Source organism: Nakamurella sp. GG22 (assembly GCF_052976845.2).
This window is the reverse complement of record NZ_JBRIIO020000004.1, coordinates 51,869-72,518: the sequence shown is the minus strand read 5'-3', so window position 1 is coordinate 72,518 and position 20,650 is coordinate 51,869. Positions and strand designations below refer to the sequence as shown.

The following is a 20,650-nucleotide window of genomic DNA, read 5'->3' as shown; positions in this document are numbered from 1 at the left end:
GCGCATCGTCGACCGGGCTCCGGCGGCAGGGGCCTAGAGCACCGGCCGGCGGCTCTGGCTGGCCGATGACGGGCGCCCGGTCGGGTCGATGTCGAGCACCCGCTGTGCGGCCGCCGCCACGAGGTCCGGCCGGTCCACCGGCACGAAAGTGCCTGCCCGGTCCGCCCACACGACGCGGGTGTCGAGCATTGCCGCTACTCGGCGGCCGTCCGCGGCGGAAAAGCAGAGATCGCGCCGTGGCCAGACGATCTCGGCATGACCCTGCAGATAGCCGAGCCGGCTGCTCGCACGAAGCAGCAGCTCGGGCCGAAGCGATCTGATGAACACGGCGAGATCCGCTCGTACGGCTGGATTCTCGAGGATTCCTGTGGTGATCCGCCGGACATAGTCGCGGCCGAAGCCGCGGACGGTGAAGATGTTCAGCGGTCCGGGGTCGGCCAGCACCGCCGGGATGCGGAGCACACGCGCGAAGCCGCTCAGTGTTTGCGGCCATTTCGCTCCAGCCACGAAGGGTGCGAAGGCCGGCGGCGGGAAGTGCTCGAGCACCTCGCAGCCCGCGAGAACAATGCCGGCCACCAGGTCGGGATACTCGGCCGCCAACAGCTGGCTCATCGCCCCGCCGTTGTCGTTGCCGACGACAACGGCCGGCCCCAGATCCGCTGCCTCCAGGACGTCGGCGAGCGCGTCGGCGATGCCGCCCGGGTGCAGCCGATTCCGCTCGGGAACGGCGTGCCGGTGAGCCCCCTGCGGTAAGTCCGGCAGGACGACAGTGGCGCGCGCCGCCAGCAGGCGGGCGGTCGCGTCGAAGATGTGGCTGTCAACGAAGGCGCCGTGGACGCACAGGACAGGCGGCCCCTCGCCGACCAGTCGCACCGGTACCTGGCCGATCCCGGTCGACACGCCGAGTCGTCGGACGCTTGACTCCGGCAGAGTCTCCATATGCTTCTCCTCGTCGTGTAGCAGTCGCTACACCGAAATGTAGCGACTGCTACACGTCACGGCAAGGGGTGGGAACCACGTGGTGACCGAGCGGGGCCGACCCGAGCAGCGCGAAACATTCCTGACCGGTGCCGTCGACTACGTGCTGCGCCACGGCGCCGGCGGGATGTCGCTGCGCCCATTGGCTGCCGCACTCGGGACCAGCGATCGCATGCTGCTGTACTACTTCAACAGTCGCGAACGCTTGCTCGGGGCGATCCTGGACCGCGTCGGCGACGGACTGGTCGCAGCACTGTCCGAAGCCGTCCCGCCAGGACGCTCGGACCCCGAGGTGTTGCTGCGCTCGGTGTGGGCGGTCGCCAGTGACCCAGCCGGGGAGCCGGCGCTACGGCTGTACGTGGAGATCATGGGCCAGGCCGCCGCGCGGGTGGCACCCTTCCCGGCCGTCGCACATCGGGTGGCCGGCCGCTGGCTGGATTGGGTGCAAGACCGGCTCGACCTCCCCGATGACGAGCGGCGGGATGCGGCCGCTGCGCTGTTGGCCACCCTTGATGGTCTTGTGCTCCTCCGGCTGGCCGTGGGCAGCGATGTGGCCGACCGAGCCGCCCGGCGCCTGCTGAACGAGAGTTGACCACGAGCGCGACCGGCCGCACTGTCATTCCCGGCCGGCCGGGCGATGTCAGGTGATGAGAACCGCTGCGGCAGAACGCTTCAGCTTCCCCGACGGTGTCTTGGGAATGGTACCGACCGGCAGCACGGTGACCACTGCCGGCCGCACGCCGATTGCTGACGTCACGGCCGAGCGCACTTCCGTGGCGATCCGGTCGGCGGCCGCCTGGTCAGCGGCCTGCCGGGACTCGACCGCCAAAGCGAAGGATTCGCGCCCACCCGAAGTCGTCCACCGAACGGCAACCGCATTGCCGGCCCGGACCCCGTCGACGGTCTCGGCGATCCGCTCGACATCGGTCGGATAGATGTTCCGGCCGCCCATGATGATCAGGTCCTTCACCCGCCCGCAAATCACCACCTCGCCGCCGACCAGGTACCCGAGATCGCCGGTGTCCAGCCACCCGTCGGGGCCCTTGGTCGGCACCGGACCGTCGACAGTGAGGTAATTGTCGGTCACCGAATCACCGCGCAGGTGCAGGGTCCCGACCTGACGCTCATCGAGATGCCTGCCGTCCGGGCCGACCGCGCTGACCTCGATACCGCGCAGCGGCGGCCCGAGCACCGGGAACGTCCGGGTCTCCACCTCACCGAGCGAAGCCGCTGGTTCTCCTCCGGCCCCGTCGGCCGGTACCGCGAGCTGCCGTCCCTCCAGGTCGGCGGCGCGGATGGTGTCCACCTTCAACGGTGTGCCCCACGGATGGAAGGACACCCCCAGGGTCGCCTCGGCCATCCCGTACGCGCAGACCACCGCGGTCGACGGCAGACCGAACCGGGCGCCGGCGTCCAGGAAGGCGTGTACCGCGGTCACATCGATCGGCTCTGCCCCGTTCAGCGCGAACCGCATCGAGTACAGGTCCAGATCGAGGTGTTCGTTGGCGGCCCTTGCCAGAACCTTCGCGGTCAGTGCGTAGGCGAAATTCGGTGCGGCAGTGATGGTTCCGCGATACTTGCTGATCAACGTCGGCCAGAGCACCGGCGACGACAGGAAATCCGTCGGTGTCACGGTGACCAGCTCGACCCCCTGGCACATCGGCAGCGTGAGGAAACCCACCATGCCCATGTCATGGAAGAGCGGCAGCCACGAGACCATCACCTCGCCGGGATGGATGTTGGCGCTGTCGCACATCGCGCCGATGTTCGCCCAGAGATTCCGGTGCCGGATCACCACCGCCTTCGGGGTGGAGGTGGATCCCGACGTCAGCTGCAGCAGGGCCGGGGCGTCCTCGTCGATCGTCACGTCCGGCGCCGTCCCGCCCGGCTCCGCGACCAGCTGGTCGACGGTCAGCGCGAGGACGCCGGACTCCTGCACCATGTCGACGAAATCGGTGAACGGGTCGCCGAGCACGATGGCCCGGGCACCGATCAACTCCAGCACCGCCGCCGTGTCGGCAGCGTAGGTGGCCAGGTTCGTCCGCGCGGTCGGCTGGTGCAGCATCGTCACCGATGCACCGGCGAGCCAGGCCGCCTGGGCGACGGGTGCCACCTCGAAGGGTTTCGCGGCGAGCACCGCGACGGCGTCACCGGGTCGTACGCCCCGTTCGGCCAGCACCCTGGCCCCGGCACAGGCCGCGGCGTGCACCTGGCCCCAGGTGGTCCGCACGGGTTCGTGCGGTTCGCCGGTCGTCATCCCGGCGTCGCCCTCGGCTGCTCGGCGCAGTGCATCAGTGAACGCGCTCATGCCCGCCACGGTAGGGCACGCGGCGGCCGGCCCGGGCGACCGGTGCCGGGCTGTTCTTCCTGCCGGCCCCGGCGCGTCGGCTATCGTTCGCCGGTGCCGCAGCCCGCAGCAGAACATCCTCCCGATCGCCCACCCGGCGCGGTCCGGATCGCCGTGCTCGGCAGCCTCAACATGGACCTCGTCGTTCGCACTGCCCGGCTGCCGGGTCCCGGCGAGACCCTCCTCGGCCGGGACTTCGCCACCTCGCAGGGCGGAAAGGGTGCGAACCAGGCGATCGCGGTCGCCCGTAGCGGGGCTGCCGTGACGATGATCGGTGCCGTCGGGACGGACGGATTCGGTGACGAGCTGCTGGCGGCGCTGGGCGCGGACGGCGTGGACACCCGGCTTGTGCGGCGGGTCGACGGCAGCTCCGGGATCGCGGTCATCACCGTGGACGACGACGCGGAGAACACCATCGTGGTCGCCCCGGGAGCGAACGGTGCGCTGACCGGGCTCTCCGACGACGACCTCGCCGTCATCTCCTCGAGCGATCTGCTGATCGCCCAGCTCGAGGTGCCGATCGGGACCGTCACGGCGGGCGCTCGCGCAGCGGCGGAACGCGGCGTCCCGGTGTTGCTGAACGTCTCCCCCGCCCGGTCGCTGCCGGACGACGTGATCGCTGCCGTCACCCTGGCGGTGGTCAACCAGGGTGAGGAGACATTCATCGGCGCAACGGTTCTCGACCGGGTGCCGCATGTGGTGACGACCCTGGGGGCGGTCGGAGCGCGCTACCGGGGTCCGCAGGGACGGCGGGCATCGGCGACCGCACCTCGGGTGCGACCCGTCGACACGACGGGCGCCGGCGACGCCTTCACCGGCGCGCTTGCCGTTGCCTGGGCGCAGGGCGCCGACCCGGAGCGTGCGCTCCTCGTTGCGTGCGCGGCAGGTGCGCTGGCAACGACCCGGGCCGGGGCGGGAAGATCCGCTCCGATTCGGGCGGACATCGAGGCCATGATCCGCCCACCGGGGGCGGAGCCGGAAATCTGACAGACACCCATCGGCAATGAGACGATGGACACATGGCTTTCAGTGCAATCTACGACCTGGTCATCGACGACCGGGACGTCCGCATTTACTCGAACGGCACCGGAGACCCGGTCCTGATGCTGCCGGATCTCGGTTCGTCGGCGGCGAGCTGGGAGTGCCTGACCGGCCGGGTGGTCGAGCGCGGGCGCCAGTTGGTGGCCGTCGACCTGCCCGGTACCGGGCATTGCGATCCGGTCAGCGGCTCGGACCTGTCCAGCTTCGTCGACCACCTGCGGCGGGTGGTGCAGCAGCTCGGGGACGAACCGATCGACCTGGTCGGCTGCGGGTTCGGCGCCTACCTCGCCGCCAGCCTGGCCGCCGCCGAACCCGCACTGATCTCCCGGCTGGTGCTGGAGAACCCATTGCTGCCACCACGTTCCGGGCCGCCGGTCAGCAGCAGGATGCCGGCCGGAATGGCCATCAGCGGCGCCGTCACCACCCTGCGCCGCGGCCGGCTCAAGCAGAACGTTCTCGGCTTCTCCCGCGCCCGCGCCGTCCTCGACCAGCTGTCCAGGGCCGACCCGGAGTGGTGGGACTCGCTCTCCCGGATCACTGCGCCCACCCTGGTGCTCGGCACCGGTGCCACCGTGGCCGCCGATCGCGCAATGCTCGACCTGCTGGCGGCCGCCATCCCGGCGAGCGTGCGCAGTGACCTGTCCGGATCGAAGCGGGGGCACGCCAGTGATCCGGACGGATTCGCCGCGACGGTGCTGCCCTTCCTGGTCGCCTGACTCCGCATCGGCCACCGGCAGCGGGACAGTCCGGTCATAACCGGACGTCTTTCCGCAAGTGCGCTATGGACCGCGTTCTTGGGGCAGACTAGGGATGCTCCTGAAGACAGCTCAGGAGCAGGCGTCGTTGCCGGGCCCGGTTCCGGGCGACGATGCGGGGGCAACGATTCGGGGCGGAGGGCCATGAAACGGTTCGCCTGCCGCGACGTCATTCCCGGTTGTCAGTATGTCTTTACCGGCGACGACGACCAGAGTGTGCTCGACCAGGTGATCGCGCATGCCGCGGCGGATCACGGTCTGCTGAAGCCCCCGTTGGCCCTGGTGGAATTGGTGGTCGCCACCACCTACACGGTCCCCCCGACCCGGTCGCGCAACCACCTCCGACTGGTCGGTGCGACGAGCGACGAGCCGGACGAGTCCCCCGGCACGCCGGGCGCCACGGGGGACGACCCCGCCGCAGAGGCGGCCGACGACGATCGGTCAACGATGCCGGCCGCTCTCCACTCGGGCTCGCCCGGTGCCCACTCCGCCGGTGCCGGATCGGGGTTTCCCGATCGGTCGGCTTCCGTGCTGCCGTTCCGTGGGCTGCGGTCGGCAACACCGTCCGCGGGCGCAGATGGCGACACCGCGAGAGCGGGACGGCACGCCTCCGCCACCCACCACCCGTCCGCCGGTCACGACAGCTATCGACACGAGTGCCTGTTCTATGACGGCGTCGAGGAGTTCGTCGAAGCAGTCCGGCCGTTCGTCCTCGACGGCCTGGCTCTGCACCAGCCGGTCATGGTGGCGGTGGTCGAACCCCGCGCCTCGGCCCTGCGAGCGGCGCTCGGACCGGATGCCGAACGGGTCGTGTTCGCCGATATGGCCTCACTGGCCGCCAATCCGGCCCGGATCATCCCGGCGTGGCAGATCTTCGCCGACCGGGCCCGCGGACCGAGTCGCGGTGTGGGAGAACCCATCTGGGCCGGACGGCGGCCCGCCGAGGTCCTCGAGAGCCAACTGCACGAGGCCCTGCTCAACCTTGCCCCGGCGCAGTCGACACCGTTGTGGCTGGTGTGCCCGTACGACGTCGGCGCCCTCGACCCGCTGGCGATCCAGGAGGCCAGGCGCAGCCACCCGACGCACACCGTCGGCGACGGCAGCGTGGACAACATCGCCTACGGCGGCGTCTCCCGGGCCCGCGACATGTTCGCCACCCGACTCCCGGAACCGACGGGACGGGTGAGCACGCTGTCCGTCGGCGGCGACGTCGCGGTACATCTGCTGCGGCATGCCGCGGCCGCAGGTCTGACGGCGCGCCGGTCGGCGACGCTGGCGGCCGCGGTGGACGCCCTCACCAGTTCGGCAAGCGTGCGGGACGTCACCGTCCGGGTCTGGCGCGAGCAGTCGGCATTGATGTGCCAGGTAGACGACCCGGTGGTGCTGGACGACCCGCTGGTCGGCCGGTCGACCACGATGCCGACCGACGGGCCGGAACGCGGGATCCGGCTCGCGAACGAGCTGTGCGATCTGGTGCAGGTGCGGTCAGGCGCCTCCGGTACGGCCGTTCGCCTGCACTCCTGGCTCTGATCACCGCTCCGATCAAGAAGGCGTCAGCCCTCGAGGTCCTCCGCAGCAGCGAGCCATTCGGTCTCCACCGACGCGATTTCGGTGCGCAGCGCCTTGAGTTCCGCCGACAGTTGCGCCGCTGACCCGTAGTCCGCGCCCGCCGCGGCGAGCCGATCGTGCAGTCCGGATTCCTTGCGGTGCAACGATTCCAGCTTGCGTTCCAGGCGCTGCAGGTCCTTGCGGAGCAGCCGGAGCCGGGCCGGGTCGGTCGCCGGTGTCCCGTCGCCGACAGCAGCGGCCGGCGCACCGTCCGGGACGGCACCGTTCGTACTCGACGACCGGGCCGCCTGCTGGTCGTCGGCGCGCCGCTGGAGGTACTGGTCGATCCCGCCGGGCAGATGGGTGATCCGGCCGTCTCCGAACAGCGCCACCGTGGTGTCCGCGACCCGCTCGATCAGGTAACGGTCGTGGCTGACGACCAGCAACGTCCCGGGCCAGCCGTCGAGCAGATCCTCCAGAGCGGCCAGCGTGTCGGTGTCCAGATCGTTGGTGGGCTCGTCCAGCACCAGCACGTTCGGCTCGTCCATCAGGATGCGCAGCAGCTGCAGCCGGCGTCGCTCACCGCCCGAGAGCTCGCCCACCCGTGTCCACTGGTGGGTGTTGGTGAAGCCGAACCGCTCCGCGAGCTGGCCGGCGGTGAGCATCTTGCCGCCGAGCTCGACGATGCCGGCGATCTGCGTGACCGCCTCGATCAGCCGGAGATCACCGGGCAGTTCGGCGACCTCCTGCGAGAGGTAGCCGAGGCGCACCGTGGAACCCAATTTGACGGTTCCACCGTCCGGTGGGAGCTCGCCGACCAGGATCCGCAGCAGGGTGGACTTCCCGGAACCGTTGATGCCGACGATGCCGATCCGGTCGCCCGGGCCGACCAGCCAGGTGACGTGGTCGAGCAACGTGCGGCGGGTGCCGTCGACGGCGGTGACGGACGCCGAGACATCCTTCAGCTCCAGCACGTCCTTACCGAGCCGGCGGCGGGCGAAGGCGTGCAGCTCCACCGAGTTCCGCGGCTCGGGCTCGCCGGCGATGATCGCCTCCGCGGCCTCGATCCGGTAGCGCGGTTTCGACGTGCGGGCCGGCGGACCGCGTCGCAACCAGGCCAACTCCTTGCGCGCCAGGTTTTTTCGACGTTCCTCGGCGGCCTGGTCGAGCCGCAGCCGCTCGGCCCGGGCGAAGACCCAGTCGGAATAACCACCCTCCCGACCGAGCACCGCGGCGTCGACCACCTCCCACGTCGAGGTGGCAACGGCGTCGAGAAACCAGCGGTCGTGGGTGACGGCGACGACCGCGCCGGCCCTCGCCCGAAGGTGGGCGGCGAGCCAGGCCACCGCCTCGATGTCCAGGTGGTTGGTCGGCTCGTCCAGCAGCAACAGCTGGGCGTCGGTCACCAGGGCGGCGCCGAGGGAAACCCGGCGCTGCTCGCCGCCGGACAGTCCACCGACCGGCGTGTCCAGTCCGATGTCGCGCAGGCCGAGGCCGCTGAGCACCTCCCGGACGGCACCGTCGGATGCCCAGGCATGCTCGGCCTCGCCGAACGAATGCAGCACCGCGTCGCGGACCGTGATGCCGTCCGGCAGATCCGAGCTCTGCGAGACGAAGGCAACGGACGTCCCACGGGCGAACGAGACCCTGCCGGTGTCGGGCAGGTCGAGCCCGGCCAGCAGCCGGAGCAGCGTGGTCTTGCCGGAACCGTTCAGGCCCAGCACGCCGATGCGATCGCCCGTCTGCACGCCCAGCGACACCTTGCTCAGCACCGGCCGGACGCCGTGCGTGACGCCGGCCGCCTCGATGTTGACCAGGTTCGCCATCAGTGCCGCACCGCGGGAGTCGATCCGATGAGCCGGGCACCCGGCGCAGGCCCCGCGGCCATCCGTACCGTCCGGCAGGTTCCGGACCCGGCGAGCTCGGCCGCCACCCCGCCGGCCGATTCGGCGTCGGCGCAGAGCAGCGCCACCGTCGGCCCGGAGCCGGACACCACGCCGCCGAGCGCACCCGCGGCCATCCCGGCACGCAGTGTTCGGCGCAGCCCCGGCTGCAGCGAGATGGCCGCCACCTGCAGATCGTTGCCGAGCGCGGCCGCCACCTCGGCCGGCTCGCCGCTCGCCAGGGCGGAGAGCACCCGGTTGACCGGACCGACCCGGGGTGGGTTCGAATCCGCGCGCAGCCGGTCCAGTTCGGCGAACACAGCGGGGGTCGACAGACCCTGGTCGGCCAGTGCGAGCACCCAGTGCAGCGGGGTGCGGGCCAGCACCGGCGAGAGCCGGTCGCCCCGGCCCGTTCCGACCGCCGTGCCGCCGGTGAGCGCGAACGGGACGTCGGCTCCGATGTCTGCGCCGATCTCGGCCAGCTCGCCGCGGCCGATCTCGAGTCCCCAGAGTGCCGCGCAGCCCACCAGCGCGGCGGCGGCATCGGCGCTGCCGCCGGCCATGCCGCCGGCCACCGGGATCTGCTTGGCGATCTCGATGGCGACCGGCCCGCCGAGCCGGGTGCGCCGGGCCAGCAGCCGGGCGGCGACCCCGGCCAGGTTCTTCGAGCCGGCCGGGACACCGTCGGTGGGAACGGTGCGCACCGAATGCCGCGGCGCTGTGGTGATGGTCAGTTCGTCGGCGAGGTCGACGGCGTGGAACACCGTCACCAGGTCGTGGTAGCCGTCGGGCCGGACGTCACCGACGGCGAGGTGCAGGTTGATCTTCGCGGGCGCCCGAACCCGGACAACGGCGGACGCACGGTCATTCGGACCGCCCGTCATTCGGGCTCCACCGCGTCGATCGCACCGGCGGTGCGCGCGATCCGGGCGAAGTCGTCGACGGTGAGCACCTCGCCACGGGCCGAGGGGTCGACCTTCGCCCTGGTCAGCACGGCCTCGGCGTAGGCGGGAGAGCCTGCCCACCCGGCGAGGGCGGACCGCAGCGTCTTGCGGCGTTGCGCGAAGGCTGCGTCGATGACGGCGAACACCGCGGCGCGGTCGCCGGAGCGCGGCTCGGCGCGCCGCTCGAAGCCGACAAGGGCGGAATCAACCCCCGGCACCGGCCAGAACACCGAGCGGGAGATCGATCCGGCTCGGCGGGCGGTGCCGTACCAGGCGGTCTTCACGCTGGGCGAGCCGTAGGTCTTCGACCCCGGACCGGCCACCAGCCGATCCGCGACCTCGGCCTGGACCATCACCAGCACCCGGCGGAGCGTCGGGACCTCGGCGAGCAGCCGCAACAGAACAGGAACAGCGACGTTGTAGGGCAGGTTCGCCACCATCGCGGTCGGGTACTCGGGCGCGGCCAGGTCGGTGGTGGGCAGGGCGAGCCGGTCCCCGGTGATCAGCAGGGCGTCCTCGGTGATCACCTGCAGCGCAGCCGCCTGCCGGGGTGCGTGCGCGTGAACCGTGTGCGGCAACAGTTCGGCGAGCCGTGGATCGATCTCGACCGCCGTGACGGCCGCGGCGACGTCGAGCAGTCCCAGGGTCAACGAGCCGAGGCCGGGGCCGACCTCGAGCACGTGGTCGGTGGACCGGAGGTCAGCGGCCGCAACGATGCGCCGCACTGTGTTGCCGTCGATGACGAAGTTCTGCCCGAGCGACTTGGTCGGGCGCAGGTCGAGCTGCTCGGCCAGCCGACGGATCTCGACGGCACCGAGCAGGCTCACCGGAGAACGATCGGACACAACGATCATCCTCACACGATCCGCGGGCCCGAACGACCGACCTCGCCGCGTTGCCGGTCGTGGCGCCCAACCGGCGCCGGGATTGCACCCTGCGGGGCGCGTTCGCCCGATCGACTGTGCCGAGCGCAACACAGGCCCCGACCTGTGGGTCGGGGCCTGTGGGGCACTGCTCGGTCTGCTCGGTCTGCTCGGTCTGCTCGGTCTGCTCGGTCTGCTCGTGCGAGCTGTATCGGTCAGCCGGGAGCTGTATCGGTCAGCCGGGAGCTGTATCGGTCAGCCGGCGGGCGGGCCGCTGGCGGCGTACCCGCACAGCCACGGCTCGAGCCCACGCTGCTGGTAGAGCAGCTTGGCACGCTTCAGCTGCTCCTCCGGGCTGGCGTCACCGGGGTTGCCGGAACCGCCGACGGACTGCCAGGTCGGCAGGTCGAACTGAAACAGGCCATAGGTGGACAGGAAACCGGCCGGGTTGTTGACGGCGTTCGGGTTGTTGGTCGACTCGCAGTAGGCCAGCCCGTCCCAGTTGACGCCGAATTCGGTGTCGTGGAAGAAGACGCGCCCGCCCTGGACGTCAAGGCCCGACTTCGTCCCGACGCGCACCTGGTTCGGGGTGGGCTCGGCGACGGTCGTGCGGGAGACCGCCTTGCGGGAGGTCTCCTTGCCGTTGACGGTGGTGACGGTGACGACGACCTTCTGCTTGCCGGGCTTGCCCTTGACCGCGACGACCGTCGAGCCCTTGTCGAGCTTCGGGTCGTCCGTGCGGACGTCCTTGGGGGCGATGCTGACGGTCTTCGTGACGGTCTTGACCGACACCCTGGAGACCTTGATCTGCTGGCCGTCCTTGACCGCGGTGGTCAGGGCGGGATCGGTGGTGTCGTCGGCGCCGAGGGAGACGCCCTGCTCCTTCAGCACGTCGGCGACGGTCTTCGCGCCGGTGCTGACCTTCTTCGCGGGGCGGCCGGCGTCGGAGATGGAGACGGTCCGCAGCGCGTTCGCGGTCACCTCCAGGCCGTCCAGCGGGATCTCCCTGGACCGGTCAGCGGACAGATCCAGCGCCGCCGGGTCCTGGCCCAGCTGGACCAGCGCCTCATCGACGGTGTCCGCCGTCGTCCAGACCTGCCGCTCCTTGCCGTTGATGGTCAGATCGAGCGGACGGGCCCGCTCCAGCGCGATGTGCGAGCCGTCGGAGATCGTGGCGTCGGGGGCGGGGGCGACGACGTCGTGCTCGCCGACCTGCAGGCCGGCGGTGGCCAGTGCGCCGTCCACGGAGTCGGCCAGGGTGGTGACCTCCTGCTGCTGGCCGTCGACGGTGATGACGACCTCCTTGCTCATGGCGGCAGCGGTTCCGCCGCCCACCCCGAGCAGCCCGATGGAGGCGGCAGCGGCGATCAGCAGGCCCTTGCGGCCCAGTCCGCGGCGGCGCTTGCGATCGTTCGGGACAAGTGCGGTGGCGCTGTCAAGGTTCGTGTCGGCGTTCGTCGGCGCCGCGGCGCTAACGTTGTCGGCGGGTTTGTTCACGTCACATCCGATGTCGTTGATCTGTTTTCCGGGCAGGGCAGGAGTCAGCGCGAAGATCTGATGGTGCTGCGCTCGTCGGGCTCGCCGGCCTCGAGCGCCGCGGGTTTTCGTTCGCCCGCACTCCTGCTCGACCGCTGCCCTGCATGACTCCGGAGAATGACCCATCCGGCTTCTATCACGAAACAGTAACGACGGCGATGTGCACGCGCAATACTTGCGGATGCATTGATGCTTCGATTAGCTCACAGTGGAAGACGCGAATACACCAGAGCCCCGATTCCGGGTAGGAATCGGGGCTCTGGTGTAAACTAGATCTCGTGATGAATGACGCTGTTCACATCATTCGACGGCTGCTCGATCAGCCGGCGCCGGCGCACGCCCACGGCGAGGTTCCGCGGCTGGCGTACAGGTTCTCGGCGACAGCGATCTGCTGCTCCCGGGTAGCCAGGTCAGGCCGCGAGGCGTAAGCGCCGCCACCCGCACTGTTCCAGGTCGGGATATCGAATTGCAGGCCACCGTAGTAACCGTTCCCGGTATTGATGGACCAGTTGTTGGTCGACTCGCAATTCGCGATGCCGTCCCAGTTCACCCCGGACGAACCGGAGGAAGCGGGGGCCGGATCCGCGGCCGGGGCGGGCTCGGCAGCGGCCGGAGCCTCGCTGCTGGAATCGCTGACCGGGGCCGAGGAATCGCTGGACGAATCGCTCGAGGAATCGCTCGACGCGACCTGGGCGACCTCGGGCTCGGGGACGACGATCTCGCGGGTACCGACGGCGACGACAGTGGCCTTCGCGGGAACGACGGCGGCGCGGGCGATCTCCTTCTTGGAGGTCGTCTTGCCGTTGACCGTCGTCACCTGGTAGGTGACCTTGTCCTTGCCGGCGTTGCCCTGCTCGGTGACGGTGGTGGTGCCGGCGTCGAGCGAATCGTCCTGGACCTGCTGGTCGGCGGGCTGAGCGACCGCAACCTCTTCGTTCACCTTGGTCTTGGTCACGCGGGTGACGGTGACCTTGAGCCCGTTGGTGACCGGGGTGTTGGCGGCCGGCTTGACGGTGTCCAGCGGGCCGAGCGCGATCTTGCGCTCCTTGAGCAGGTCGCCGACGGTCTTGGCGGTGCTCTTCACCGAGACGGCCTTCTTGCCGGCATCGGACACCGCGGCGCTGTGCAGGGTGAGTGCGGTGACGGTCAGGCCGTCGGTCGGGATCTCACGCGAGCGGTCGGCCGACAGCTTGAAGGCGGCCGGGTTCTGGCCGAGCTCGGCGAGCGCCTCTTCGACAGTGTCGGCGGTGGTCCAGACCTCGCGGGTCTTGCCGTCGACGGTCAGGGTGAGCAACCGGCCACGCTCGATGACGATCTGCGAGCCGTCGGAGATGGCGGTGTCGACAGCCGGCGCAACCGAGTCGTGCTCGGTCACGGTCAGCCCGGCCGCCTCGAGGGCGCCGTCCACGGAGCCGGCGAAGGTGCCGACTTCCTGCTGCTGGCCGTCGACGGTGAGGGACACCGTCTTGTGGGAGGAGGCGGCGACTCCGCCGCCGGCGACCAACGCCACGACGAGCGCGGCGACGCCGACCAGGACGGGCTTGCGCAGGTTGCGCCCGGTCGAGGTGGTGCGGGTGGTGCTGTCGTTGTCGAGCTCCGCATCGGCGGTCGGCTCGAGGGTGTCGGTGGCGGCAGCGTGCACTCCATCGGTGGTGTCGGCGGAGGCGAACTGGTCGTCGTTGGAAGCCAAGGTTTCATCCATAAGGGTGGTGGTGTCCGGGCAGGGGTCGAGGCCGTCGTTGTGCATCAGGTTCTTAATCCCCGGATACAGCACAGGTCGATTTCGACGGGCGGCAACCCGGCTCCGAATGTGTTTCGAATACCGACTTGCATTTATGCCCTACAACCTGATGCGACGAGCTCGACGGTTTCCCATCCCAGCTGCTATTACAAAACGATAAAGGACGTACCGCGCTTTTGACAGAGTTAGAACCAAACTGTGGCGCAGCTGACACCGCTACGGGACCGATACAGGTATCGCCTGAGCACGAACCGCCTCCTCGGATGGCGTATTGTGCTTGCCCGCTGAAGCTGTTCCGGATCCAATCACGGGACGGTAACGGCCCTTTATACCAACCCTTTACCATTAGCAAATCGCGGGCATCATGCCTGGTCAAGCGCGATGCGTGGCAACCTCAGCAGTGCTCGTGCGGTGATCTGGCGGTGCCTGGCAGTGGTCAGCCGGCGGCGTAACCACACGCCCAGGGCGACAGTCCGCGAGAGGCATAGACACGCTCGGCGATGGCGATCTGCTGTTCCTTGCTCGCAAGGTCGGCCCGCGGCGCGTACTCGCCACCGCCGTTGCCGAGCCAGGTGCCGATGTCGAACTGCAGGCCGCCGTAATAGCCGTTGCCGGTGTTGATCGACCAGTTGTTGCCGGACTCGCAGGTCGCGATGGCGTCCCAGTTGACACTCCAGCCGCCGCTGGGGGCCGGTGGCGCCGGGGCGGGCGCGGGTGCCGGGGCAGGTGCCGGTTCTGGTTCCGGAGCGGGCGCGGGTGCAGGAGCCGGCTCGGGCGCCGGTGCAGGTGCCGGCTCGGGCGCCGGTGCAGGTGCCGGTTCTGGTTCCGGAGCGGGCGCGGGTGTCGGAGCGGCGGCGCGAACCGGCGGCGGCGGGGGCGGTGGCTGCTTGGTCCCGACGGCGGTGATCGTCGGGGTCGCGTCCGCGATGGTCTTGCGGCTCACCTCGGCGCGCGCTCCTGCCTTGCCGTTGGTGAGCGTCGTCCGGTAGGTGACCTCGACGACGCCCGGTTGGCCCTGCTGGACCACCTCGGTGGTGCCGACCAGCAACGAGTTGTCGTCGCGGGTCTGGTCGGCCGGCTGCGCCACCGGCTGCTGTTCCACGTCGGTTCGGTAGGCGATCCTGGTGACGACGACGCTGAGGCCGTCCTTGAGCCGTGTCTTGACCCCCGGGCTGACGGAGTCGTCCTTACCCAGCTTGACGCGGGCCGTTGCCAACGCGTCGGCGACGGTGGAGCCGTCGACCACCTTCTTGACGGGCCGGTCGGTGCCGGCCTTCACCGTGACGGTCGGCAGGGTGCGGATGGTGATCGACGCGCCCTCGGTGATGGCGGCGGTGAGCGCCACCGAGACCCGCTGGTTCGCGGCGGGGCTGAGGTCGTTCTCGGCGAGGAATGCGCCGACGGTCTTGGCCGTGGTGTCGAAGTCCTTTGTGGTGCTGCCTGCCTTCACCGTGACCGAGCGCAGCGTGTCTGCGGTGACCGCGAGGCCGTCCAGCGGGATGCCCCTGGAGCGGTCGGCCGAGAGCCTCAGGTCCGAAGGGTCCTGTCCGAGCTCGGCGAGCGCCTTGTCGACGGTCGTCGCGGTGGTCCAGACCTCGCGGGTCTTACCGTCGATGGTGAGTGTCAACAGCCGGCCGCGCTGCACCACGATCTGCGATCCGTCGGTGATCTCCGCGTCCGGGGTGGGGGCCAGCGAGTCATGCTCAGCCACGGTCAGCCCGGCGGCGTCCAGCGCTCCGTCGACCGACCCGGCAAGTGTCGAGACCTCCTGCGAGACATCGTCAACCGAGATGGTGACCGTCTTGTGCATGGCTGCATAGGTGCCGCCGCCGGCGGCGAGCAGGCAGGCCACCGCCGCGGCCGCCGCGAGAACCGGTCGGCGCCAGCGGCTTCCACCGGCGGCCGGGGTGACCGGCGGGACGCCGCCTGTGTCGTCGCCGCCTGTGTCGTCGCCGCCTGCGTCCTCGGTGCCCGCTTCCGCTATGCCCGCGGTGTCGGCAATCGTTCCGGCTGCGGAAGCTTCGTTTGCGGTCGCCTGCGCGGCCAGGACGGTCGCGCCGGTGGGTGTCGCGGCATCGGCGGACCCGTCGGCCGCGGCAGCGTCGTCACGCCGGCGATGGGCTCCGCGACGGCGACGGGCGGCGTCGGATTCCGCGACTGCCGGCCCTGCTGCCGATTCGCGGGATGCCGATTCGGGGAATGCCGATTCGGGGAATGCCCGGGCGTCACCGGTCGCATTCGAATCGTGGGTGAACAGCTCACCGGCGGCACCCGAACCAAGCCGGTGAAGAACGGTCTGCGGATCGGATTCGTTGCCGGAAGGGTCAGCCGGAGAACCGTCGGAGCCGAGTTGGTCGTGCGTCGTGGTCACGTCAGATCCGAACGTCGTCGCTCCCGAGCAAGGGTCAGCGGGCGCAGACCGGCGGCTACCGACGCCGTCAGAGGACGTCAGGGCACCAAAAAAGCAGGGCCCGTCCCCGACGTACGGGTCGGTCAGTTCTCCGACCCTGTCGACGCCGCCGACAAGTCCTGCCCCAGTTGCACCCGGGATTTCCCCATCCCGGCTGTCATCACGGGAGGGTAACGACGGGAGCACGAACCGGCAACCAAAGCTTTCTTTACCGTGTCAAGCCGATCACGACGCGGCTTCGCTGACCTCGGTCGATACGGGCAAATCCGGCATTCCGTAGACCCGACGTGTGGTGTAGGTCACCTGTTCGCAGAGTTGGGCGACGTCCTGACCACGGACTCCGGCCAGCGCGCGCACCGTATACGGCAGCGCGTAGGGCTCGTTTCGTTTCCCGCGATGGGGATGCGGGGTCAGGAACGGGGCATCCGTCTCGACCATCAGCAGCCCCGCCGGCACCACGTCAGCCGCCGCTGCCAGGTCGCGCGCGTTGCGAAAGCTGACCGGACCGGCGAACGACAGGTGGTAGCCCTGCTCGACGCAGATCCGCGCCATGGCGACATCGCCGGAGAAGCAGTGGAAGATCACCCGGTCCGGCGGCCCCTCGGCGCGGAGGATCGCCAGGACCTCGTCGTGCGCGTCCCGGTCGTGGATCATCAGCGGCTTGCCCAGCCGCTTGGCCAGGTCGATGTGCCAGGCGAAGGCCTCCGCCTGGACGTCGTGCGGGGCAGCGTCCCAGTAGTGGTCCAGACCGGTCTCCCCGATTGCCACCACCCGCGGATCGGCCGCCAGTTGCTCGAGTTCGGCGCGGGCCGCGTCGTCCAGCATGTCCGCCCGCGTCGGGTGCAGGGCGACGGCCGCGTAGAGATCCGGATGCCACCCCGCCGCGTCGACCACCCAGCGGGCGGAGGTCATGTCGTCGGCCACCGTGACCACCTGCCGGACGCCGACCGCGGCGGCCCGGGTCATCGCCGCCGCGACGTCTTCCGGGGTCGAGCAACCACAGGCGTCGAGGTGCGTGTGAGCGTCCACCACAGGGTGCGGCAGCGGCTCCGGCGGCGGCACCATCGGCCGCTCCGCCACCGCCGGGTGCGGCGTGCCGTTCACGGCTTGCGCACGAGACGTGCGTCCGGACCCGTGTTGATCATGGCGAAACTCGCGCCCGGCACGGCGTGTCGAGGGCAGATCCTGCAAGTTTTGCCATGATCAACTCCAAAGAAGGGGCGCCGCGCGTTGATGATCATGCGGCCCAGCACAGGTTCTCGGGCGTGTCGTCGGCGTGTCGCGTGCTGGGCTGCATGATCAACTCGGAATCGGGGCCGCACAGCGACGGCGCGCTCAGGCGATCGGGGCCCAGGGGGGGCCGGTCTCGCCCAGCTTCGGGTCCAGCTTGGTGAACAGCGGGGTCGGCTTGGCCAGCGGCCGCCCGACCTCGATGTCCCGCCGCCGCCAGACGGCCTGCTCGGCGGCGTAGTCGCCGGTGATCACGGGGTAGTCGCGGACCTCGGGCACGCCGACGCCCTCGACGTCGTCGTCGAAGTCCGTCACCTCGCGGATCTCCGGCTGAGCCGCCCAGACGCCGTCTCCACCGAGGGCTGCGAACACCTGCTGGGACGAATGCGGCAGGAACGGCGTCAGCAGCGTCTTGGTGTCGTCCACCACTTGCAGGGCGGTGTGCAGGACGGTCGCCTGCCGCTCCTTGTCGTCACCCAGTTTCCACGGCTCGGATTCGGAGATGTACTTGTTCGCCAGCCCGGCCAGCCGCATCGCCTCACCCGACGCAGCCTTGAACCGGCTGCGGCCCAACAGTTCTCCCACCGTCTCGAAGGACCGTTCGGCCGCGGTGAGCAACGCGACGTCCAGCTCGGTCCGCGGGCCGGGGGCAGGAATGACGCCGAAGTTCTTGTGCGCCATGGAGATCGACCGGTTGACGAGGTTGCCCCATTCGTTGGCGAGCTCGAAGTTGGTGCGGCGGACGAACTCTTCCCAGGTGAAGTCCGCATCCTGGTTCTCCGGACCGGCCGCCGCGATGAAATAGCGCAGCGCATCCGGACCGTACTCGCGAAGGAAATCGCCGACGTAGATGACGGTCTTGCGGGACGTCGAGAACTTCGAGCCACTCATGGTCAGGAACTCGCTGGACACCACCTCCGTCGGCAGATTGAGCGCACCGAGGGTGCCCGCCGAACCGCCACGTTCGCCCAGACCGTTGTAGGCCAGCAATTCCGCCGGCCAGATCTGCGAGTGGAAGGTGATGTTGTCCTTGCCCATGAAGTAGTAGGCGCGGGCCGCGGCATCGCCGCCCTGCCACCAGCGCTGCCAGGCGTCGGGGTCGGGCCCGCCACCGGGTTCGGTCACTCCCCCGTACCGGCGGGCCCACTCGATGGACGCGGACAGGTACCCGATGACGGCGTCGAACCACACGTACAGCTTCTTGTCCGGCCGGTCCCGCCAGCCGTCCAGCGGCACCGGAATACCCCAGTCGATGTCCCTGGTCATCGCCCTCGGCCGGAGGTCGTCGAGCAGGTTCAGCGAGAACCGCAGCACGTTCGGTCGCCAGTCGGTTCGGGTCTGCAGCCAGGAACCGAGCGCGCCGGCCAACGCAGGCAGATCCAGGAAGTAATGCTCAGATTCGGTGAAAATCGGTGTCTCACCGTTGATCCGGGACTTTGGGTTGATCAGGTCGATCGGGTCCAGCTGGTTGCCGCAGTTGTCGCACTGGTCGCCGCGGGCACCGTCATACCCGCAAATCGGGCAGGTGCCCTCGATGTAGCGGTCGGGCAGCGTGCGGCCGGTGGACGGCGAGATCGCCGACATCGTGGTCTTCGGCACGAAATAGCCGTTGCGGTGAACGGTGCGGAACAGTTCCTGGACGACCGCGTAGTGGTTGCGGGTGGACGTCCTGGTGAACAGGTCATAGGACAGCCCCAGGCCCTGCAGATCGTCGACGATCACCCGGTTGTACCGGTCCGCGAGTTCCCTCGCCGGGACGCCCTCGGCGTCAGCCTGCACCAGGATCGGGGTGCCGTGCTCGTCGGTGCCGGAGACCATCAGGACGTCGTTGCCGGCCATCCGCTGGTAGCGGGAGAAGACGTCGGCGGGGACGCCGAAACCGGAAACGTGGCCGATGTGCCGGGGGCCGTTGGCGTAGGGCCAGGCCACCGCTGTCAGGACGGGCGAGCTCATTCCGATCAGGTTAGTGGTCCGGTTCAGTCTGCGCGGACAGCATTGCCCGGAGCGGGGACCGATCACCCGCCCTGTTGATCATGACGAAACTCGCACCGGACGCCTCCGACACGCCGTCTCGGACGCGATCTTTGCCATGATCAACACGAATTTGGGGGGAAACGGCGCCGCGCGGGCTCCGGCCGACTCACCCCGGATGCACCTCGAAGGTGAAGCCGTTCGCCTGCAGCCGCCGGGTCAGCGCTCCGTTCATCGCGGTCGCCGGGGTGAGAACGCCCGCAACCTTCGGCAGGTCGTCGACGGCCAGACAGAGCGCGGACTCGCTCAGCATCACCGACGTGGCCTGGTAACCGGGGTCGCCGGACGCCGCAACGACGGCGGTGTAGCGGGCGCCCGTGGTCGTCACAGCGCGGATCTCCAGCCTGAAACGTCCTTCCCGGCGCGCCTTCTCACTCGGCCCCTCGCCGGGTGCGGGCAGGACCCGATCCAGCACCGGTCGGCTGAAGCGGTTGGCCAGCCCGGCCGCCAGTGCGCCGGTACCGAGCGCGACACCAGCGGCGGTGACGGCACCGAGCGGTGACGTACCGGTCCGGACGACCTCCCGGTACCTCAGTTCGCGGCCGTACCGGTGCCCCTGCAGGGCGTTGCTGCGCCGGACGACCCGGGAATTGAACGAGGACATGACGAACGGGGCGACCCAGCTCCCGTCATCGAGCCGCTCGGTGAGGAACGCGCCGGACTGCCGGCCGAGGTCGGGTTCGCCGTCCCGGTCCGGGCTGAACAGGTACGGGTCGGCGAGCCGGCGGCGGAGCCCCGGGTCCGCCCGGCCGGCGTCGATGATGCCGCGCAGCGAATCAATGGTGCCGCCACTGATCCCGCCCTTGAGCGAGACGACCACCAGGGTGGCCTGCGCGAGTTCACCGGCACCGTCCGCGATCACCCGATCGGCCAGCAACTGAACGCCGAGGTCGGACGGCACGGAGTCGAACCCGCAGGAATGCACGATCCGCGCGCCGGTGCGGGTGGCGAGATCCTGCACCGCGTCGATGCTGTCCCTGACGAACGTCGGTTCGCCGGTGAGGTCCGCGTAGGCGGTGCCCGACTCGGCGCAGGCCTTGACCAGCGGCAGGCCGTACCGCGCGTACGGCCCCACCGTGCTGACGACCACCCGCGCGGACGCGGCGAGCGCGCCGACGGCCTCCTGGTCCGAGGAATCGGCGACGATCACCGGCCAGTCGACTCCGAGGTTTCGCTGGAGATCGGCAAGCCGTTCCTTCGAGCGGCCGGCCAGGCCGACCCGCACGGCGCCGAGGTCCACGGTGGCGAGTAGCTGCGCGACCAACCGCCCGACGAACCCGGTCGCACCGAACACCACGACATCGAGGTCTGCTTCGCTCACCGGCTCGACAGTACAAACGGCG

Annotated in this window: 15 protein-coding genes; 4 read left to right on the top strand and 11 right to left on the bottom strand. The window is 69.9% G+C overall.

Features of this window, described 5'->3' with window-relative positions:
* Nucleotides 1-33: 33 nt before the first annotated feature.
* On the bottom strand, nt 34-939 hold the full coding sequence (locus ACVBEQ_RS06250) for an alpha/beta fold hydrolase (RefSeq protein WP_447155300.1): 906 nt from the start codon (nt 937-939) through the stop codon (nt 34-36).
* 79 nt (nt 940-1,018) lie between these two features.
* On the opposite strand from ACVBEQ_RS06250, the gene ACVBEQ_RS06245 reads away from it, so the two are divergent.
* On the top strand, nt 1,019-1,570 hold the full coding sequence (locus ACVBEQ_RS06245; protein ID WP_447155299.1) for a TetR/AcrR family transcriptional regulator: 552 nt from the start codon (nt 1,019-1,021) through the stop codon (nt 1,568-1,570).
* 48 nt (nt 1,571-1,618) lie between these two features.
* Here ACVBEQ_RS06245 and ACVBEQ_RS06240 read toward each other — a convergent pair whose 3' ends face one another.
* On the bottom strand, nt 1,619-3,286 hold the full coding sequence (locus tag ACVBEQ_RS06240; protein ID WP_447155298.1) for a fatty acyl-AMP ligase: 1,668 nt from the start codon (nt 3,284-3,286) through the stop codon (nt 1,619-1,621).
* A gap of 93 nt (nt 3,287-3,379) precedes the next feature.
* Between ACVBEQ_RS06240 and ACVBEQ_RS06235 the strand changes: the two genes are divergently transcribed.
* From ACVBEQ_RS06235 to ACVBEQ_RS06225, 3 genes are all read left to right on the top strand, one after another.
* A complete protein-coding gene (locus ACVBEQ_RS06235; protein ID WP_447155297.1) occupies nt 3,380-4,312 on the top strand; it encodes a ribokinase in 933 nt (310 codons plus the stop codon).
* A 32-nt stretch (nt 4,313-4,344) separates the two neighbouring features.
* Entirely contained in the window at nt 4,345-5,082 is a 738-nt protein-coding gene (locus tag ACVBEQ_RS06230) for an alpha/beta fold hydrolase (protein WP_447155296.1), read from the top strand.
* 183 nt (nt 5,083-5,265) lie between these two features.
* Nucleotides 5,266-6,651 carry an anti-sigma factor RsbA family regulatory protein gene (locus ACVBEQ_RS06225; RefSeq protein ID WP_447155295.1) on the top strand — a complete coding sequence of 462 codons (1,386 nt, stop codon included), beginning with the start codon at nt 5,266-5,268 and terminating at the stop codon, nt 6,649-6,651.
* Between the two features lie 23 nt (nt 6,652-6,674).
* On the opposite strand, the gene ACVBEQ_RS06220 is transcribed toward ACVBEQ_RS06225, so the two are convergent.
* The 9 genes from ACVBEQ_RS06220 to ACVBEQ_RS06180 form a co-directional block, all read right to left on the bottom strand.
* Nucleotides 6,675-8,495: an ABC-F family ATP-binding cassette domain-containing protein gene (locus ACVBEQ_RS06220; protein WP_447155294.1), complete on the bottom strand. Its 1,821-nt coding sequence runs from the start codon at nt 8,493-8,495 to the stop codon at nt 6,675-6,677.
* Nucleotides 8,495-9,436, bottom strand: coding sequence for a 4-(cytidine 5'-diphospho)-2-C-methyl-D-erythritol kinase (locus ACVBEQ_RS06215; RefSeq protein WP_447155293.1), 942 nt, complete (start codon nt 9,434-9,436; stop codon nt 8,495-8,497). The genes ACVBEQ_RS06220 and ACVBEQ_RS06215 overlap by 1 nt, the downstream gene beginning before the upstream one ends.
* Nucleotides 9,433-10,350, bottom strand: coding sequence for a 16S rRNA (adenine(1518)-N(6)/adenine(1519)-N(6))-dimethyltransferase RsmA (gene rsmA, locus ACVBEQ_RS06210; protein WP_447155292.1), 918 nt, complete (start codon nt 10,348-10,350; stop codon nt 9,433-9,435). Before rsmA ends, ACVBEQ_RS06215 begins: the two co-directional genes overlap by 4 nt.
* Nucleotides 10,351-10,614: 264 nt before the next feature.
* A complete protein-coding gene (locus ACVBEQ_RS06205; RefSeq protein WP_447155291.1) occupies nt 10,615-11,856 on the bottom strand; it encodes a ubiquitin-like domain-containing protein in 1,242 nt (413 codons plus the stop codon).
* A 358-nt stretch (nt 11,857-12,214) separates the two neighbouring features.
* Entirely contained in the window at nt 12,215-13,597 is a 1,383-nt protein-coding gene (locus tag ACVBEQ_RS06200; RefSeq protein WP_473163162.1) for a ubiquitin-like domain-containing protein, read from the bottom strand.
* Nucleotides 13,598-14,072: 475 nt separating this feature from the next.
* Complete coding sequence (locus ACVBEQ_RS06195) at nt 14,073-16,007, bottom strand: transglycosylase family protein (RefSeq protein ID WP_447155289.1); 1,935 nt, start codon at nt 16,005-16,007, stop codon at nt 14,073-14,075.
* 264 nt (nt 16,008-16,271) lie between these two features.
* Complete coding sequence (locus ACVBEQ_RS06190; RefSeq protein WP_447155288.1) at nt 16,272-17,111, bottom strand: TatD family hydrolase; 840 nt, start codon at nt 17,109-17,111, stop codon at nt 16,272-16,274.
* A gap of 270 nt (nt 17,112-17,381) precedes the next feature.
* Nucleotides 17,382-19,229: a methionine--tRNA ligase gene (metG, locus tag ACVBEQ_RS06185; RefSeq protein WP_447155287.1), complete on the bottom strand. Its 1,848-nt coding sequence runs from the start codon at nt 19,227-19,229 to the stop codon at nt 17,382-17,384.
* 187 nt (nt 19,230-19,416) lie between these two features.
* The gene (locus ACVBEQ_RS06180; protein WP_447155286.1) at nt 19,417-20,628 is read right to left on the bottom strand and encodes a saccharopine dehydrogenase family protein; all 1,212 of its coding nucleotides are present in this window, start codon (nt 20,626-20,628) and stop codon (nt 19,417-19,419) included.
* Between the last annotated feature and the right edge of the window lie 22 nt (nt 20,629-20,650).

Coding starts and splice junctions, on each gene's coding strand:
- ACVBEQ_RS06250 (WP_447155300.1), bottom strand. CDS start 939: ATGGAGACTCTGCCGGAGTCAAGCGTCCGACGACTCGGCGTGTCGACC.
- ACVBEQ_RS06240 (WP_447155298.1), bottom strand. CDS start 3,286: ATGAGCGCGTTCACTGATGCACTGCGCCGAGCAGCCGAGGGCGACGCC.
- ACVBEQ_RS06230 (WP_447155296.1), top strand. CDS start 4,345: ATGGCTTTCAGTGCAATCTACGACCTGGTCATCGACGACCGGGACGTC.
- ACVBEQ_RS06225 (WP_447155295.1), top strand. CDS start 5,266: ATGAAACGGTTCGCCTGCCGCGACGTCATTCCCGGTTGTCAGTATGTC.
- ACVBEQ_RS06220 (WP_447155294.1), bottom strand. CDS start 8,495: ATGGCGAACCTGGTCAACATCGAGGCGGCCGGCGTCACGCACGGCGTC.
- ACVBEQ_RS06215 (WP_447155293.1), bottom strand. CDS start 9,436: ATGACGGGCGGTCCGAATGACCGTGCGTCCGCCGTTGTCCGGGTTCGG.
- rsmA (WP_447155292.1), bottom strand. CDS start 10,350: ATGATCGTTGTGTCCGATCGTTCTCCGGTGAGCCTGCTCGGTGCCGTC.
- ACVBEQ_RS06200 (WP_473163162.1), bottom strand. CDS start 13,597: ATGGATGAAACCTTGGCTTCCAACGACGACCAGTTCGCCTCCGCCGAC.
- ACVBEQ_RS06190 (WP_447155288.1), bottom strand. CDS start 17,111: ATGGTGCCGCCGCCGGAGCCGCTGCCGCACCCTGTGGTGGACGCTCAC.
- metG (WP_447155287.1), bottom strand. CDS start 19,229: ATGAGCTCGCCCGTCCTGACAGCGGTGGCCTGGCCCTACGCCAACGGC.